We start from the raw sequence: 15988 nt of genomic DNA, 5'->3' as shown, positions 1-15988 counted from the left end.
CCATTATGCAGGGGTTCAGGAGGCTTATTTTTTATCCTTACAAACTGTTAAAAGCGTCAGTCAATACAGGCACAATTTGCGATTTTCGCGATACAACGCCTTTTAGAACAGCCTTGTTGTCATCCAACTGTACATTATAGGCTTTCTCAACCGCTTGTGCTTGGCTTCCCAGGGCAATACCAATGGAATCACTGTTCACAATGTCTGTTACAACGAACAGGAACAGATCGAGATTTTTGGCCTCAATGGTTTGGGATAATGCAACTTCTAGGTCAGCTTGACGCGATAGCACATCGTTGACGTCTACTGCGTTCACTTGAGCAATTTCCACTTTGCGACCATTCATCTGAAATTCTTTGGCATCCAGACTTACTAACTGTTCAATGGTGTGACCACTCAAATCAGCCCCCGCTTTAAGCAAGTCAAATCCGTAACGATCTGCATCCACACCAGCAATTTCAGCCAGTTCACGAGCAGCAGCTACGTCTTGATCCGTGCAGGTTGGGGATTTGAACAACAGGGAATCGGAAATAATCGCGGACAACATTAGACCTGCGATTTCTTTCGGAATCGCTACACCATTTTCCTTGTAGAGCTTGTTCAAAATGGTGGCTGTGCAACCCACTGGCTCAGCGCGGAAGTATAACGGCTGGCTTGTTTCAAAGTTAGCGATCCGGTGATGGTCGATGACTTCAGTTACACGTACCTTGTCAATATCAGCGGCGCTTTGCTGGCGCTCATTATGATCGACCAGAATGACGTTGTCCGTTTCAGCAGCAACCTGCTCAACTAGACGTGGCGCGCTCACTTTGAAATAATCCAGTGCATACTGCGTTTCCCCGTTCACCTCGCCCAGACGAACCGGCTCTACGTCCGCACCCAGTTTGGTTTTTAAGTCTGCATAAGCAATAGCTGAGCAAATGGTATCCGTATCCGGATTTTTATGCCCGAAAATCAATGTTTTTGCCAACATAATCGACTCCTTTGCCTTAGGCATTTTACATGATTGTGAAACCTCAACAATTCCAATGCAGATTATATCATTAAATCTCGCATTCTCCCATTCCCCTTCGAGTATTTTCAAAAATAATCTAGTAAATTCATAACATTTCCATGGAATCTATATGTGATGTTACCCTTATTTTTTCTAAAAATATAAAAAACATATAGTAATATATCCCACCAATATGGTAAGATATGCCTCAAAACTGGCAAGTTAGTCACCAGTGGTCAATTCTATTATTTTAGATATTAAGGGAGGCGTGAGAACAACGGCAGTGGCTTCAAATCCTAGTATGTAGACATATCATATTTTGATTGAAAAGAGGGAAATCTTTGAAAAAGCCGATCATTTTGCAAAAAATACCTGTCGTATCACTCGCTCTTGCCTTGACGGTAAGCTTGTCTCTGCCGTCTGTCAGTTCTGCTGCTACCGCAGATCTGCAAATCAACTCATTTTTGGAAGCTCAGCAAGCATTGACTATTGAGACGGCTCCGGCCTTCATTTCGCCAGAGCTAAGCACAGATTCTTCCCGCCAGGTCAGAGTCATCGTACAGCTTGATGGTGAGCCCTTAGCCGTGGACAAATATGCGGCACGTTCAGGCTTCCAAGCTTTCACAGCTCAATCTGAGCAAAAAGCGGAATCCGCGATTGCCACCGAGCAAACTACGTTCGTAGACCAAGCCGCTGAGCATGGTATTTCTCTTCAGGTGAATTACCAGTACAACACGGTGCTTAACGGCTTGGAGGTCACACTACCAGCCAATAAGATTCCAGAACTGGCTAAACTGCCAGGTGTAAAATCCATTCATGAAAACAAAACGTATTATTCCATCCCCGTACAGGACCCGCCAACACTTACAGCCAGTGAAGCCACTTATGATAACGCACCGCTGGACCAGATTGGTGTTCCTGGAGCCTGGGCCAAAGGATTGAATGGCGAGGGAATCAAGGTCGGGGTTATTGATACTGGTATCGATTATGAGCATCCGGATTTAAAAGAAGCCTATAAAGGCGGATATGACTCTTTTGAACAAGACAACGACCCTTACGAGGAACCGTTCCTTGAAAAAGAAAATGACCCATACGGCACAGGTTTTAGCGGAACGACACATGGTACTCACGTCTCCGGCACAATTGCCGGTAAAGCCGCAAATAAATCCTCGGATATTGTGCAAAAGGGTATTGCCTATAAATCGGACTTATACGTGTATAAAGTGCTTGGACGCAATACCAAGACGGGACGCTCCTCCGGTTCCTCCGCACAGGTCATTGATGGCATTGAACGCGCTGTCAAAGATGGTATGAACGTCATTAACCTGTCGCTGGGCTCGGATTCCGAAAAGGACCCGAACTCCCCCGACTCCATTGCTATTAATAATGCTGTACTTTCCGGCGTAGTCGCGGTCATAGCGAATGGTAATGCGGCACAGGAAGGCCCCTATTTTTATTCCATGGGTTCTCCCGCAACATCACAGTTGGCGATTTCCGTCGGTGCAGCCACTTCGCCGAGCAAAAGCTTCTCGGGTACAGCTTCGGTCACCCGTGACTCCTATTGGGAGGCTAACGGTGAATTAAAAAAGACCGTAACTGATGATGCTTATGCACATTATGATTTTAATTTGATGGGCTGGGAGACAGGCAGAGAAGACTTTGCCTCCATTTTGGGAACTGCCCCTTATGAGCTCGTATATGCGAATCTGGGGCAACCTGATGATTTTGAAGGGAAAGACGTAGCAGGAAAAATCGTCCTCGTTTCACGCGGCAACTTGGCATTCGTGGATAAAATCGCAAATGCGAAAAAAAACGGTGCGAAGGCTGTTATCGTTTTTAATGGGAATACGAAAGCGGGTGACATCACCAAAGCTGATTTAGGGGAAAGTATTTCAGGTCGTAATGACTACGTAAATTCCAATTTGGGTGACAGCTTTGACTTTATTCCGACCTTTGACATGAAAGGTAAGGAAGGGCGCGCGCTGGCTAAACAACTTGTGGACAATGCTGGAGAGAAGTTCTCCGTCTCCTTTGGGGCAGATTATATTCGTACAGATAATGCAGGCGATACGATGGCCGGTTTCAGCTCCCGTGGACCGAACGGAGATGAACTACTCAGCATCAAGCCGGATGTGAGCGCACCGGGTGTGGGCATTTTATCAACCTACCCTGCCTTCGCCAAGTTCTATCCGGATGCATCTTATGAGCAAGCCTACAAACGCAGCAACGGTACAAGTATGGCGTCTCCGCATGTGGCTGGACTTGCTGTGCTGCTGAAGCAACAGCATCCAAACTGGACACCGTTTGATATCCGCGCTGCTCTGGCAAACACTTCGGTTACACTCTTTGATGAGGATAAAATCCAATATGATGTGTATTCCCAAGGTGCAGGCCTTGTAAACATCGCTAATGCGATTCAGACGCCAGCCCTGCTGGAAACCGTCGAAAAGATTACGATTCTCGACAAAAACTTTAATCGGCAGGAGGTTGTGAATTACAATCCTTCCGCCAGCTTCGGGGTGTTACGACCTGGTAGTGATGCGAAGCAGATTCAGCTTCAACTCAAAAACTTGTCGGCTAACACTGTGCAATATGAAGCCAGCACCGTTTTACATGATAATGTAACTTCTGATCCAACTAAGCCGATTGCTACACCTGACGTGAGCAATATTGCCGTTCAGTTGCAAGGTGTGGGCGCGAATGGAGCAATCTCGGCAGAACCGGGTAAATCGCAACCGTTCTTCCTGTCTGTACAACCAAATTCAGGTGCAGCCACAGGTGTATATGAAGGGGAAGTTATTCTGAAAAGCGCCGGACTGCCAACACTTCATCTGCCGTTCGTCGTTCATGTAGGCAAAGAAAATCCAACAACTGGCTTCGGCTTGCAGGACTTGAGTGTCACCAACCCGATTATTTATCCGAGTCGTACAGGTGCTCAACGCTCAACAGATTTGGCATTCCGCCTGACCACAGATAAAACCAACCAGATCGCGCTTTATGTATACGGCGTTGATGATAAATTAATTGGTCTTATTGACGGCATTACGACTTCAAAAGAACAAGGAGTCAACGCTCGCCTCAAACAAGGCGCATATTCCTTCAAGGATATTGACGGAAGTTACGTCGAATTAGATGACAATGGAAAACCTGTTCTGGATGCTAACGGTCAGCCCGTTATTCAGCATTTGAAGGACGGCGTATACAAGCTGGAAGTCAGTTCTCCAGAACTGAATAAAGACGGCGAAGTCGTACGCAATACCGACGGTCCTAAACTCTTCACCGCCACTAAAGCTATCCGTGTGGATAATAGCGCCGCATCCAGCGGTAGTGTTGGAGGCAGCGGTGGTGGAGGTGGCGGCAGAAGCAATACTACACCTTCTGCTGCAACGAACACATCCACTCCTGTCTCTACATCTGCACCTTCACTTCAAAGCGTTGTGAAACAAGGGCAGGCTGTTAAAACTGTCACTACAGCCGTTGCATTGAACAATAATGTACAGTCGCTGACAGTAACCGAGGCAGATTTACAGGCTGCCGTGACAGCGGCAGGTTCCAGCCCGACAGCTATTGTACTGTCGGCTACTAGCCAAGCAGGCCAAACGACAAAAGCATCGCTCACTTCCACACAACTGGTAACGTTAGGCAAGGCTGCAGCAGGAAGCAGCTTGATTGTAAGCAATACAGGTTCTTCTTTGGCTTTGCCAGTATCCGCTCTGAAAAATGTTCCTGCTGGTGCAGGCATTGAAGTGATAATCAGCAGCCAGACAGAGGCGAGTGGCACTTTTACAAGTAAGCTAAAAGGCTCCAATGTGATCGGCATCCCGGTAGGGTTTGAAGCTAACGTTGTCACTGGTGGCAAGAGTCAATCGCTCAAAGTTGCTCCAGGACAGTTCATTAGCAGATCCTTTACCGTACCTGGTCAAATTGATTCCAATACAGCCGGTGTACTCTATACGGCAAACGGAAATGTCTATCCCGTTCCATCCGTCTTCGCCAAGCAGGCTGATGGATCTACTGTCGTCAAGGTAAGCCGTCCGGGCTTCTCGACGTATGCAGCGGCGACACGTCCCGTTAGCTTTGAAGATATTTCATCGTCGTATGCCCAATCGGAAATTCAATCGCTGGCGAACAAGTTGCTGATTAACGGCACGACCGACACGACTTTCTCACCGAAGAAGAACGTGACACGTGCAGAATTTGCAGCCCTGGTAACTCGGGCACTCGGCCTGACACCGGGTACTGCTGCACCATTCAGTGACATCCCGGCAGGTAGTTGGTACTCCGGCGATGTAGCAGCCGCTTATGAAGCTGGTTTGATTACGGGTCGCAACAGCGACAAGTTTGATCCGAACGCTAATATCAGTCGTCAAGAAATTGCTGTCGTGCTGGGTAAAGCTGTAGATCTGCTTCAAATCAAAGCAGCAGTCGATGGCCCTGCACGTACACCGTACCATGATGCTTCATCCTTTGCAGGCTATGCCAAGGACAGTATTGAAAAAGTAAGTGCAGCAGGTATCATCAACGGAGAAGCGATTAAAGGCTCCTCCTACTTCCAGCCGAATGCACCTACAACCCGTGAGGCATCTGCCAAGGTGCTGCATGTGCTTTTACAGAAAGCTTCGCTGATTAACTAACAATAGAAAAACCTCCCGAGCCGTGTTATAACCAAAGCTGCGGTTCGGGGGGCTATTTTTATGTTACGCCATAATCTTAAATACTATACTGTTCCCGCTAAAGGTAGCGTTACTTTGAATACACTTCCCGTTCCCGGTGTGCTTTCGGCCGTAATGTTCCCGCCGTGTGCTTCTACGATAGACTGTGTAATGGCCAGACCAAGGCCCGCTCCGCCTGAGCTACGTGTACGCGATTCATCTCCACGATAAAAACGCTCAAATATCCGCTCCAGCTGTTCTTTACTCATGCCTGGTCCGTTATCACGAATTTGGATATCCACCAACTTCTTACCTGCAGACAGGTTTACCTGGATCACACCTATTTCCATATCGGTATGCTGAACAGCATTGTGAAACAAGTTGAGCACTACCTGCTTGATTTTATCCCCCTCTGCCAATACCCGTATACCTGCCGTCATATCAAAAACCACTTTACGTGTACCTGCCAGCATAAGGAGCTGCGGTTTCATTTCCAGCAGCAACGCATCTAGTGATATGTCTTCCAGCTTCAACTCCGGTGTTCGATCCAGCTTAGCCAACAATAGTAAATCAGAGACAAGTTTATTCATCCGCTTGGATTCACCATACATACTTTCTAGTGCCGACAGAAGCTGCTTCGGATTAGATGCCGCCCCACGAAGCAGCACTTCCAAGAAGCCGTGAATAGACGTGAGCGGGGTGCGCAGTTCATGGGAAGCATCCGCAATAAATCGTCTCATCTGCATCTGCAATTCTCGTTCGGCAGCAAAAGAATGCTCCAGCCGTTCCAGCATCCCGTTAAATGAAACCGCCAAACGATCCACCTCATACTGCCCTTGCTCTGCGTCAAAGCGTTCGGCCAGATTGCCCGCATCAATACGTTTGACTGCCTCGACCATCCTGGAAAGGGGCACCAACGTGCGGCGCAGCACAGGAAGCATAAGCGCCAACCCAATCGCAAGCGCAATCAGAGACAATAAAATAAAGGTGCGGAGCTGGTTAATCAATTGCTCTTGCATAGAAGTCGTGGATACGCCCATTTGAAGTAAACCGGACGAACGGTCAGGTGGACCGAGCGGACGGAATACAACCAGTTGCTCTTTCCCCTGAGCATCCGTGATTAATTGATAGCCGTGACGCATGCGTTTGCTCTGCTGCATTGCATGATATTGCTCAGTGGTGAGACGTGGCGGCTTAAGTCCGTTTTCGTTGGACAAGCTCTGGAAAGTGCCGTCTGTATCTATAGAAGCGAGCGACATATCCGGCCAGAACAAAAACGGCCCCGGTCGATTATTCCTCCGATTGGTTTGTTCTTGGGGAGCGGTTACCCCACTCTGCTCCTGCGAATCCTTAATCAATAAATCGGCAGGAATTGAATTCAACTGCGTATCCATAGCTTCTGCCCGACTGCGATACAGAAAATCTTTCATCAGAAAATATTGTAGAAAACCAATCAATACGAGCAGCAAAGCCAAAATGAGTAACGTTCTGGCCAAAAGCTGGGACCGGAGAGAACGAAGCGCATATTTTCTCCGACTTTTCCCGCCCGCCTTCATAGCAGATCCACCCGGTATCCCACACCGCGTAGCGTACGAATGACCCGGTGCTCCTTGTCTTTGAGTTTTTCACGTAAGGAGCGAATGTACACCTCAACAATATTATCCTCGCCCCCAAAATCGTACCCCCATACCCGGTCCAGAATACGACTTTTACTCAGCACAATCCCGTGATTAAGCACCAGAAACTTCAATAGTTCATATTCGGTAGGCGACAGCTCCAGCACCTGACTCTGATAACGAATTTCCTTGCGTCGATCATCCACTTGAAAGGGGCCGTGAACAACCTCCCCCAGCAGATCGGGGAACTGATTGCGCAAGCGTGCTTCAATGCGAGCCAGCAGCTCATTAAAACTGAAGGGCTTTACGACATAATCATCCGCGCCGAGTTTTAATCCCTTTACCCGATCGTCTACATCATCCTTGGCGGTCAGCATAATGACCGCGATGTTATCCTCCGTCTCCTTGAGACTTTGGCACACCTCAAAACCGTTCATTTCCGGCATCATCACATCCAGCACCGCTACATGCGGACGAAACTCTCTTGCCAAATCGAGTGCTTTACTCCCGTTCTCGGCGGTTCTGACTTCATATCCTTCATTAATCAGTCCAAGCTCTAAAAATTGCAAAATATGAGGCTCATCATCTGCCAGCATAATTTTAACTCCGTGTATTGGATTCATTATTAATCTTCCCTTTCATGTTGCCGCATTTTTCTCATAAAAAAGTCAGTTCATTTTTACCTGTATCTAATATACCTGAATCCTGTCGCAAAAAAAGTACCTCTGCTCAGCTTTCAGCTAACGTTCAGGGAGCGCTCAGAACCCATTAAGGTACGTATGGCATGATAATAGCAAGCCGGTAGTTCACCGGGCCAAGATCAGAAGCGACTGGTCATTCCGCAGTCCTGAAGATAGCGGCTAGAACAACGGAATAAATACAAAGAATTTTCACAGGGAGTGGAATGAACATGATTAAGAAATGGTTTAAGACCAGGGCGGACATCCCCCTGATCATCATTATGCTGATATCCGCATTTTTGAACGGATACAACATCTGGCAAGACAAATATGTAAACACCTATTACACGACGGCCGTAGCAAGCATGCTACAGAGCTTTCACAACTTCTTTTTCGCCTCACTTGATTCTGCCGGATCGGTAACGGTAGACAAACCGCCTGTGGTTTTCTGGATTCAGACACTGAGCGCCTATATATTCGGGCTTCACGGATGGAGCGTTATCTTGCCACAGGCGCTGGCTCAGGTCGGATCAGTCTTGCTCGTTTACTTACTCGTCAAACCGAGCTTTGGTACGATGGCCGCACGATTGGCCGCCTTCGCTATGGCAACGACACCGATAGCCGTAGCGGTTAGCCGCACGAATAACATCGACGCTATGTTGGTTTTCACACTGTTGCTCGCAACATGGCTATTGTTCAGAGGCATTAGAAATAGCAAAACCGGGCTGATCCTTGCTGCTTTCGCAGTCGTAGGCATCGCCTTTAACGAAAAAATGTTGCAAGCCTATATGATCGTTCCGGCATTGGGTCTGTTCTATCTGCTGGCCTCCAAGTTTAACTGGAAGCGAAAAGCAGTAACACTGGTAGGATCAGCAGTTGTCCTCCTGATCGTATCGCTCTCCTGGGCAGTCGTAGTGGACTCCACTCCGGCAGATGAACGCCCTTATATGGGAAGTAGCGGTACGAACTCTGTGCTGAATTTGGCCTTTGGTTATAACGGCCTGTCCCGTCTGACAGGAGATCAGGGTACAGATGGCAATCGTGGCGGTGAACGCACGGATCGGAACAATAACGCTACAACGAATAGCAGCGATACGAACACAGATCAAGCTCAGACGACTACAACATCGGACAGCACTACCACTACGGATGACTCTGGTGCCAACAACATGGCAGCAGGCGGATTCGGTGCAGGTGGTCAAATGCCACCGGGTGGATTTGGCGGCAACGGACAAGGTGGTCCTGGAGACGGGCAAAATGGCCAGGGTGGTCCAGGCGGTGGACCGGGAGGAAATTCCGGTGGCGGCATGTTCGGCACTGGCGAAAAAGGACCTTTGCGGTTGTTCCAATCTTCCCTGTCAGGTCAAGCCAGCTGGCTGCTTCCATTCGCATTGATTGCTTCCATCGGTCTGCTTGCAAGCATTCGACGTCGTAATATCACACAAAAACACAAAGAGGTCATCTTCTGGCTGGCCTGGTTGATTCCCGTAGCTGCGTTTTTCAGCGTAGCAGGATTCTTTCATCATTATTACCTGATTATGCTCGCGCCACCAATTGCAGCGCTCTTTGGAGCAGGATTCGTAGAATTGTGGAAGCAGTATCGTGAGCGTTCCAACTGGCTCTCCTGGCTGTTACCCGCAGCAGTATTGGCAACCTCGGTATTTAGCTGGTTTGTTTTGCAAAATTACAACGATACCATTGGCAGCGGCTGGTCCATCGCGGTATTGATCCTAGGGATCATCGGCACGGTGCTGCTGATAGTAGCACGAATGAAATCTGAGAAGTTCACAAGATTCGCCATCATTGCAAGTGTACTCGCTATGTTTATCGGTCCTGCATACTGGGCATTGACACCGATCATCTACGGGGGGAACAGCATGATTCCACAAGCCGGACCCACTCAATTTGGCGGTGGTGGTGGCGGAATGCCGGGCGGCAATGATCGCAATAGAGGTCAGAGCGCCAATGGACAACAAGCCGAAGGAACTCAAACGAATAACCAGACCAATAATGCAGAGAATTCCAGTCCTGATGGAAATACTTCAAGCACACAAACAAGTACAGACACGGAACAAAAATCTTCTACCCGTTCCAGAGGAATGGGGGGACCCAACGGTAGCCAAAGTTTAGATCAAAAAACGTTGAGCTACTTGCAAAAAAATAACACAGGTGAAACCTACCTTTTCGCAGCAAGTAATTATTCAACGGCTGCTCCTTACCTGGTCGAGGCCGGACAAAAAGTAATTATTATGAACGGTTTTGTATCTTCCGATCCAGTCTATACCGTCGATAAAATCAAGGCGCTGGTCGAAAGCGGCCAAGTGAAGTACTTCATGATTTCTGGTGGAGGTGGCGGACCAGACGGCGGTAACTCTGAAGTCACTGCATGGATCAAAGAACACGGCAAAGTGATTCCTACAGATGAATGGAAAACAACAACAGGCGAAACAAGTACAGACGTTAAAGCAACCGAGAGCGGAAGAGACACCACGAACAGCAATGCGAACGCCCAGGATGGTCAAGGTGGCCCTGGCGGAGACGAACGTGGCGGAAGCGGTACTTTATACGAAATCACATTATAAATGAGGAGGAACTACGAATGAGTGAACCCATCCGTTATTCCATTGTTATTCCGATGTACAACGAGGAAGCCGTTATTACGGAAACCTACCGGAGGCTGAAACAAGTTATGGGCTCGATGGGTGAGCCCTACGAGCTGATCTTCGTAAATGATGGAAGTTCGGACCGCAGCGTCCAATTGATCAAGGAATTCAGTCTCAGAGATGACACCATTGTATTGATTGATTTCTCTCGCAATTTTGGTCATCAGCTAGCGATTACTGCCGGGATGGATTATGCGGTGGGGGAGGCGGTCGTCGTCATTGACGCCGACCTCCAGGACCCGCCGGAACTGATTGTTGAGATGGCTAACAAGTGGAAGGAAGGCTATGAAGTGGTCTACGCCAAACGACTCAAACGCAATGGCGAGACTCGCTTCAAGAAATGGTCTGCCAGCCTCTTCTACCGTGTACTTAAAGCATCAACGGATATTAATATCCCGGTCGACACCGGGGACTTCCGCCTAATGGATCGCAAGGTCATAGAAGAATTGAAACGGCTACCGGAAAATAACCGATTCGTTCGTGGACTGGTCAGCTGGATCGGTTTCAAACAAACTGCTGTAGAATATGAGCGCGACGAGCGGCTCGCAGGCGAAACCAAATATCCGTTGAAACGAATGATCAAGCTCAGTCTGGACGGGATCACATCCTTTTCGATTAAACCGCTCAAGCTGGCAGGGTATATCGGTGCACTTCTATCCATGTCCGGCTTCCTGTATCTGATGTACGTACTGTTTCTCAACTTTTTCACCGACTCCTATGTGATGAAGGGCTGGTCGTCTATGATTAGCATCAGCCTGATCTTCGACGGGGTGATCCTGATCATTCTCGGTATTATGGGTGAATATGTTGGACGCATTTATGACGAAACCAAAGCACGTCCGCTTTACATTGTCCGTGAGCATCTGGGTGGACAATGCGAAAACGGTCCGACGCATGCTATGAAAGTCCCTGAACCCCGTGACTCCCTGTACATGAAAGGAGCCCGTGAGAGCCTGATTTCGACAGGACGCACAGTGCGCGGCAACAGTGCGGTATATACCGGACCCAAATCCGGTCATGGAGCCTAACCCATGAAAAGTCGCATGGCCCAGCTGCTTCCTATGATCCGATTTGGCATCGTAGGTCTGGTGAATACGGGTGTAGATTATATCATTTTTATGCTGCTGGCTTGGGGCGGAGTGCCGGTCATTGTAGCGCAGGTCATTTCGTACAGCTGCGGCACAGCCAACAGTTATATTTTGAACAGCAAATGGACATTCAACAAACAACTATCAAACAACACTAATAAGGGTCAATTACCTAAATTCATCATCATTAACCTCATCGTATTGGGGATAACCTCCTTATTACTGCAAGTGCTTCACACTGGAACCGAGTTGCCACTTGCTTTAAGCAAGCTGATCGCGACTGCAGCCGGAATGATCATCAATTATATCGGGAGCCGATACTGGGTATTCGGTTCCCCATCCCGAAAGGAAAGTGAGTTTCTATGAGAAAAATTACAAAAGCTGTTATTCCAGCCGCCGGATTAGGAACCCGTTTTCTACCAGCTACGAAAGCTTTACCGAAAGAGATGCTTCCCATCGTAGACAAGCCGGCTATTCAATATATCGTAGAAGAAGCCATCAAGTCCGGAATTGAGAGCATCATTATCGTAACGGGGCGTAATAAAAAAGCCATCGAGGATCATTTTGACAAGTCTGTGGAGTTGGAGCAGGTACTGGAGAGCAAGGGTAAATATGATCTCCTACGTGAAGTTCAAAGCATCGGGGGTAAAGCAGTCATTCACTATATCCGTCAAAAAGAACCCCTCGGCTTGGGACACGCGGTAAGCTGCGCTCGTCAGTTCATTGGCGATGAGCCCTTTGCCGTGTTGCTGGGCGATGATATTATGAATTCCTCCATCCCGGCGATTCGTCAAATGATGGATGTTTACGAAGCGACTGGCAAGCAAGTGGTCGGCGTGCGCACAGTGGAAGAACAAGATGTGAGTAAATACGGCATTATTGACTCCACTCACCAGAACGGTCTCATTCACGAAGTCGGCGGACTTGTTGAAAAACCATCTCCGGCAGATGCCCCTTCGCGGCAGGCAGTCATTGGTCGGTATGTATTGGAGCCTTCCATTTTCTCCATATTGGAAAACCTGTCCACTGGAGCGGGCGGTGAATACCAATTGACGGATGCTCTTCATCAAGTAGCGTTGCAGAACCAACTGCTCGCATTAGAACTGGAAGGCACACGTTATGATATTGGAGATAAAGCTGGATATCTGGAAGCCGTGCTCCACATGGGTATGCAACGCGAAGATTTGCGTCCAATGCTTGACTCCATGATGCGCGAGTGGGCGCTTGCTTCAATGATAAAATAGGGGGATTTCCTCCCTCCGAAATCCGACGGGTGCTGTGAAATCACGAGAGTAGATGGATGAACATGTAAAATTGTACACTATAGGAGTACAGCAGCATTTGAGTCTACACGGCCGCCCGGTCGATACTAAGGAGGAAAAGAACCTATGATCCCTGAAGGAAATCTGCAAAGTAATGTGGATCGTTTCAACGGTTTTGCCGACAACTACGATCAGCACCGCCCGGAAGCACCGTCACTCGTCGTGGAAATCATCAGCCGCTATCTGGAGCGAAACGTAGAGCTAGTTGCCGATATTGGCTGCGGTACAGGACTTTCAACTTTCATATGGGAAAACGCCGCTCGGCAAATCGTCGGTATCGAGCCTAACCCGGACATGAGAGGAAAAGCCCTGCACAAGCTGGAGACAGCAGGAACGACAAGGGCAGGAACCATTTCCTTCAAAAGCGGGTTCTCCAACAACCTGCCCTTTGAGGACGGAACTGTAGACGTCATCACCTGCTCTCAATCCTTTCACTGGATGGACCCCGAGAGCACGCTTCAGGAAGCGGGCAGGGTCTTGGCTCAGGGCGGCGTGTTCGCGGCCTTTGACTGTGACTGGCCTCCGGTGCTGCAATGGCAGATAGAGCAAGCTTATACAGAGCTTATCACCAAAGCGGATACCCTTTTGGAGCAGGAAGCCCCAGTAGAGCAACAAGCTCATAAATGGAGCAAGAATCAGCATTTGGCTAATCTGCACCGCAGCGGACAATTCCGATATACCCGGGAGATTGTCTTCCATAACCGTGAGCAGTGTGACGCAGCTCGTTATACAGGGCTCGCTCTCAGCCAAGGGGGTATTCAAAGTCTCTTCAAACTTGGCAATCGAGCGCTTGACGTCGATATAGCCCGCTTCGTGAAGCTGGTAGAGAATCATTTTCAGAGCAGAACACTAGACATCCTGTTCAGCTATCGTATGCGGCTCGGCATCAAGTAGAAAGGAATCAAGGTCATCGTGGATGATACGCTCTTCGGCTTAGGGCAAAAAAGACTCTCCCTCGCCTCGTAAAAACGAGTGCGTACAGGAGAGTCTTTTTTGCTTCAATAGATAGCCACAGTCATATCCTTGCAAACCCTTAGTCACAGTTCCAATGTGTCTTCGACTTAGGAAGAGCGAACAGCCAATAAGTGCGCCAACCGGTCAGGATAGTCCGTGATGATGCCGTTCACCCCGGCCTCCAGCAGACGCTTCATTTCTTCTGGCTCATTCACCGTCCATGGGTGGTATACGACGCCTAATGCCAAAGCCTCTGATACAGCTTCTGGCGTAACAACTTGTTTGTAGGCATGGAGTGCTGTTACCCCGAATTGGGTTGCATACTCGGATGGACGAACCATAATTTCGATATACAGCGCCCCCGTCTTGATTTCAGGAGCAAGCTGCGCACAGAGCGCCAGCGATTCGTGATTGAAGCTGGATATGATTACCCTCTGTTCCAACCCAAAACGCTTCACGGCAGCAATGACCTCTTCCTCCATACCCGGATAGAGATAAATGCTGTTTTTCAACTCTAAATTAATAATTGTATTCGAGGACTGGGCTAGTTCCAGTAGCTCATCCAACATCGGGACCCGCTCACCTCGGAATTTCTCATCAAACCAACCGCCCGCATCCAGTTTATTTAATTCTTCCAGCGTAATATCCCTTACATCCAGTGAGCAACCTGTCGTACGCTCCAGCGACTCATCGTGAATCAGCACCAGATGCCCATCTTGGGTACGCTGCACATCCGTTTCTATACCTGTTGCTCCCAGTTCCAAGGCGTGGCGGAATGCCGCCATCGTATTCTCAGGACATACACCTGAAGCTCCGCGGTGTGCGAAATTAATCACCTTTTCGGTTACAGTCACAACATAACCCCTCCTGTCATTTCACAGGAACATTATACCTGCTCATTGTTTGGGCTGTATAAAATATTCGTCACAGCTAACACTTCTTCTATGCCGTTTGAACAATTTTCCCGAGCCAATCGGAATAAAACGTATTCCCGTTCCGTCGATCAAAATCAGCCGCCGCTGACTCTGCCAGTGGCCTAAAATACGCAATGATTTCTGTCAATGTGCGATCCTCTTTACCCCATTCCAAGGAAGCCGGCAACCGGATCAATCGTTTTTCTCCCGAAGTATCCAACTTTTGTAGCAGACTCACCATCGTCGCGTAAAAATACATCTGCTCCAGCCCGCTCTCATAGTCCAGCGCCATATGTAGATGACGCTCTACCACTTCGATTCCTTGAATCGGATCAGCAACCGCCAGATATTCGATATGCTCCGCTATCGTTTTTAGGAAGTCGCGGTCATCCCGAATTAGGCGATAGCCTTTGCGATGATTGTCCTTTGCCTGATCAACCTCTCCTTGACGATAAAGCGGCAATAGCACCTGCGAGAGCGTCACATGTGGTACTTCTGCACATTTCATGCGACCCGACAAAATCGGTTTTGCCACGGCAAGCGCCTGCTCGTTTTCTCCAGTCAAGTAATAGAACCGCACCATCTGGCTCTGCTCACAGGCCTCACAATCACTCATACTGTCCGACTCAATCAAGCGGAAGGTATCCAGATACCGCCGTGCTTCATCCAGTTCACCCATGTCCATCGCGATGCGGAACTTATAATAGTAATATGGACGCTCATTATACCCGTATTCGGCATAACGTCTGCGCATATCCTCCGCCAGATCTTCTATTTGAGTCTTCGATATATTGGAAAAGCTGCATACCTTACCGAGTATCCATTTGTAATTCCACAACAGCTCATCTGCGTCGTATTCCTCTGGATTTTGATCAAATTGGCCCAACTGCCACGAAAAAGCAATCAGCGACTTCAATGGATATCCGTTAAAAATAGCGCAGTCTACAATCTCTCCCCGGATTTCATAAGCGAGTTCCTTCAATCCGGAAGTATCTGCCAAGCGGACTGCTTCTTCCAGAAGCGCCAGCTTTGCCGCCCCTCCTGGCAGATCCTGCGCCTGCTCCATCAAATCATATATCGTATCTTCCATTTGGCTCCCCCTATA

At 48.5% G+C, this 15988-nt stretch carries 11 protein-coding genes; 6 read left to right on the top strand and 5 right to left on the bottom strand.

Going from position 1 to position 15988, the window contains the following annotated elements; genetic code table 11:
* Positions 1-37 precede the first annotated feature (37 nt).
* Positions 38-973, bottom strand: a complete 936-nt coding sequence (locus NSQ58_RS06790) for a manganese-dependent inorganic pyrophosphatase (RefSeq protein WP_269321404.1) — start codon at positions 971-973, stop codon at positions 38-40.
* A 362-nt stretch (positions 974-1335) separates the two neighbouring features.
* On the opposite strand from NSQ58_RS06790, the gene NSQ58_RS06785 reads away from it, so the two are divergent.
* Complete coding sequence (locus tag NSQ58_RS06785; RefSeq protein WP_341057080.1) at positions 1336-5628, top strand: S8 family serine peptidase; 4293 nt, start codon at positions 1336-1338, stop codon at positions 5626-5628.
* An 83-nt stretch (positions 5629-5711) separates the two neighbouring features.
* Here NSQ58_RS06785 and NSQ58_RS06780 read toward each other — a convergent pair whose 3' ends face one another.
* Together NSQ58_RS06780 and NSQ58_RS06775 are read right to left on the bottom strand one after the other, a co-directional pair.
* Positions 5712-7202: a sensor histidine kinase gene (locus tag NSQ58_RS06780; RefSeq protein ID WP_341057079.1), complete on the bottom strand. Its 1491-nt coding sequence runs from the start codon at positions 7200-7202 to the stop codon at positions 5712-5714.
* The gene (locus tag NSQ58_RS06775) at positions 7199-7885 is read right to left on the bottom strand and encodes a response regulator transcription factor (protein WP_013308395.1); all 687 of its coding nucleotides are present in this window, start codon (positions 7883-7885) and stop codon (positions 7199-7201) included. Before NSQ58_RS06775 ends, NSQ58_RS06780 begins: the two co-directional genes overlap by 4 nt.
* A gap of 287 nt (positions 7886-8172) precedes the next feature.
* Here NSQ58_RS06775 and NSQ58_RS06770 point away from each other — a divergent pair, with 287 nt between their 5' ends.
* From NSQ58_RS06770 to NSQ58_RS06750, 5 genes are all read left to right on the top strand, one after another.
* Entirely contained in the window at positions 8173-10524 is a 2352-nt protein-coding gene (locus NSQ58_RS06770; protein ID WP_338533134.1) for a glycosyltransferase family 39 protein, read from the top strand.
* 17 nt (positions 10525-10541) lie between these two features.
* Positions 10542-11633, top strand: coding sequence for a glycosyltransferase family 2 protein (locus NSQ58_RS06765; RefSeq protein ID WP_341057078.1), 1092 nt, complete (start codon positions 10542-10544; stop codon positions 11631-11633).
* Between the two features lie 3 nt (positions 11634-11636).
* Positions 11637-12059 (top strand): GtrA family protein, encoded by a 423-nt coding sequence (locus NSQ58_RS06760; protein WP_071559449.1) that lies wholly within the window; start codon positions 11637-11639, stop codon positions 12057-12059.
* The gene (gene galU / locus NSQ58_RS06755; protein ID WP_071559450.1) at positions 12056-12937 is read left to right on the top strand and encodes a UTP--glucose-1-phosphate uridylyltransferase GalU; all 882 of its coding nucleotides are present in this window, start codon (positions 12056-12058) and stop codon (positions 12935-12937) included. Before NSQ58_RS06760 ends, galU begins: the two co-directional genes overlap by 4 nt.
* A 144-nt stretch (positions 12938-13081) precedes the next feature.
* On the top strand, positions 13082-13909 hold the full coding sequence (locus NSQ58_RS06750) for a class I SAM-dependent methyltransferase (RefSeq protein ID WP_341057077.1): 828 nt from the start codon (positions 13082-13084) through the stop codon (positions 13907-13909).
* 167 nt (positions 13910-14076) lie between these two features.
* On the opposite strand, the gene NSQ58_RS06745 is transcribed toward NSQ58_RS06750, so the two are convergent.
* Positions 14077-14823 carry a glycerophosphodiester phosphodiesterase gene (locus tag NSQ58_RS06745; protein WP_069080765.1) on the bottom strand — a complete coding sequence of 249 codons (747 nt, stop codon included), beginning with the start codon at positions 14821-14823 and terminating at the stop codon, positions 14077-14079.
* Between the two features lie 88 nt (positions 14824-14911).
* On the bottom strand, positions 14912-15973 hold the full coding sequence (locus NSQ58_RS06740; protein ID WP_069080766.1) for a hypothetical protein: 1062 nt from the start codon (positions 15971-15973) through the stop codon (positions 14912-14914).
* Positions 15974-15988: the final 15 nt, after the last annotated feature.

It is taken from the genome of Paenibacillus sp. FSL M7-0134, assembly GCF_038007865.1.
Taxonomy (GTDB): domain Bacteria; phylum Bacillota; class Bacilli; order Paenibacillales; family Paenibacillaceae; genus Paenibacillus; species Paenibacillus polymyxa_B.
This window is presented reverse-complemented; position numbering and strand designations above follow the sequence as displayed.

Excerpts from the sequence above, each read along its gene's own strand:
- NSQ58_RS06790 (WP_269321404.1), bottom strand. The coding sequence starts at position 973 with ATGTTGGCAAAAACATTGATTTTCGGGCATAAAAATCCGGATACGGAT.
- NSQ58_RS06780 (WP_341057079.1), bottom strand. The coding sequence starts at position 7,202 with ATGAAGGCGGGCGGGAAAAGTCGGAGAAAATATGCGCTTCGTTCTCTC.
- NSQ58_RS06775 (WP_013308395.1), bottom strand. The coding sequence starts at position 7,885 with ATGAATCCAATACACGGAGTTAAAATTATGCTGGCAGATGATGAGCCT.
- NSQ58_RS06770 (WP_338533134.1), top strand. The coding sequence starts at position 8,173 with ATGATTAAGAAATGGTTTAAGACCAGGGCGGACATCCCCCTGATCATC.
- NSQ58_RS06765 (WP_341057078.1), top strand. The coding sequence starts at position 10,542 with ATGAGTGAACCCATCCGTTATTCCATTGTTATTCCGATGTACAACGAG.
- NSQ58_RS06760 (WP_071559449.1), top strand. The coding sequence starts at position 11,637 with ATGAAAAGTCGCATGGCCCAGCTGCTTCCTATGATCCGATTTGGCATC.
- galU (WP_071559450.1), top strand. The coding sequence starts at position 12,056 with ATGAGAAAAATTACAAAAGCTGTTATTCCAGCCGCCGGATTAGGAACC.
- NSQ58_RS06750 (WP_341057077.1), top strand. The coding sequence starts at position 13,082 with ATGATCCCTGAAGGAAATCTGCAAAGTAATGTGGATCGTTTCAACGGT.
- NSQ58_RS06740 (WP_069080766.1), bottom strand. The coding sequence starts at position 15,973 with ATGGAAGATACGATATATGATTTGATGGAGCAGGCGCAGGATCTGCCA.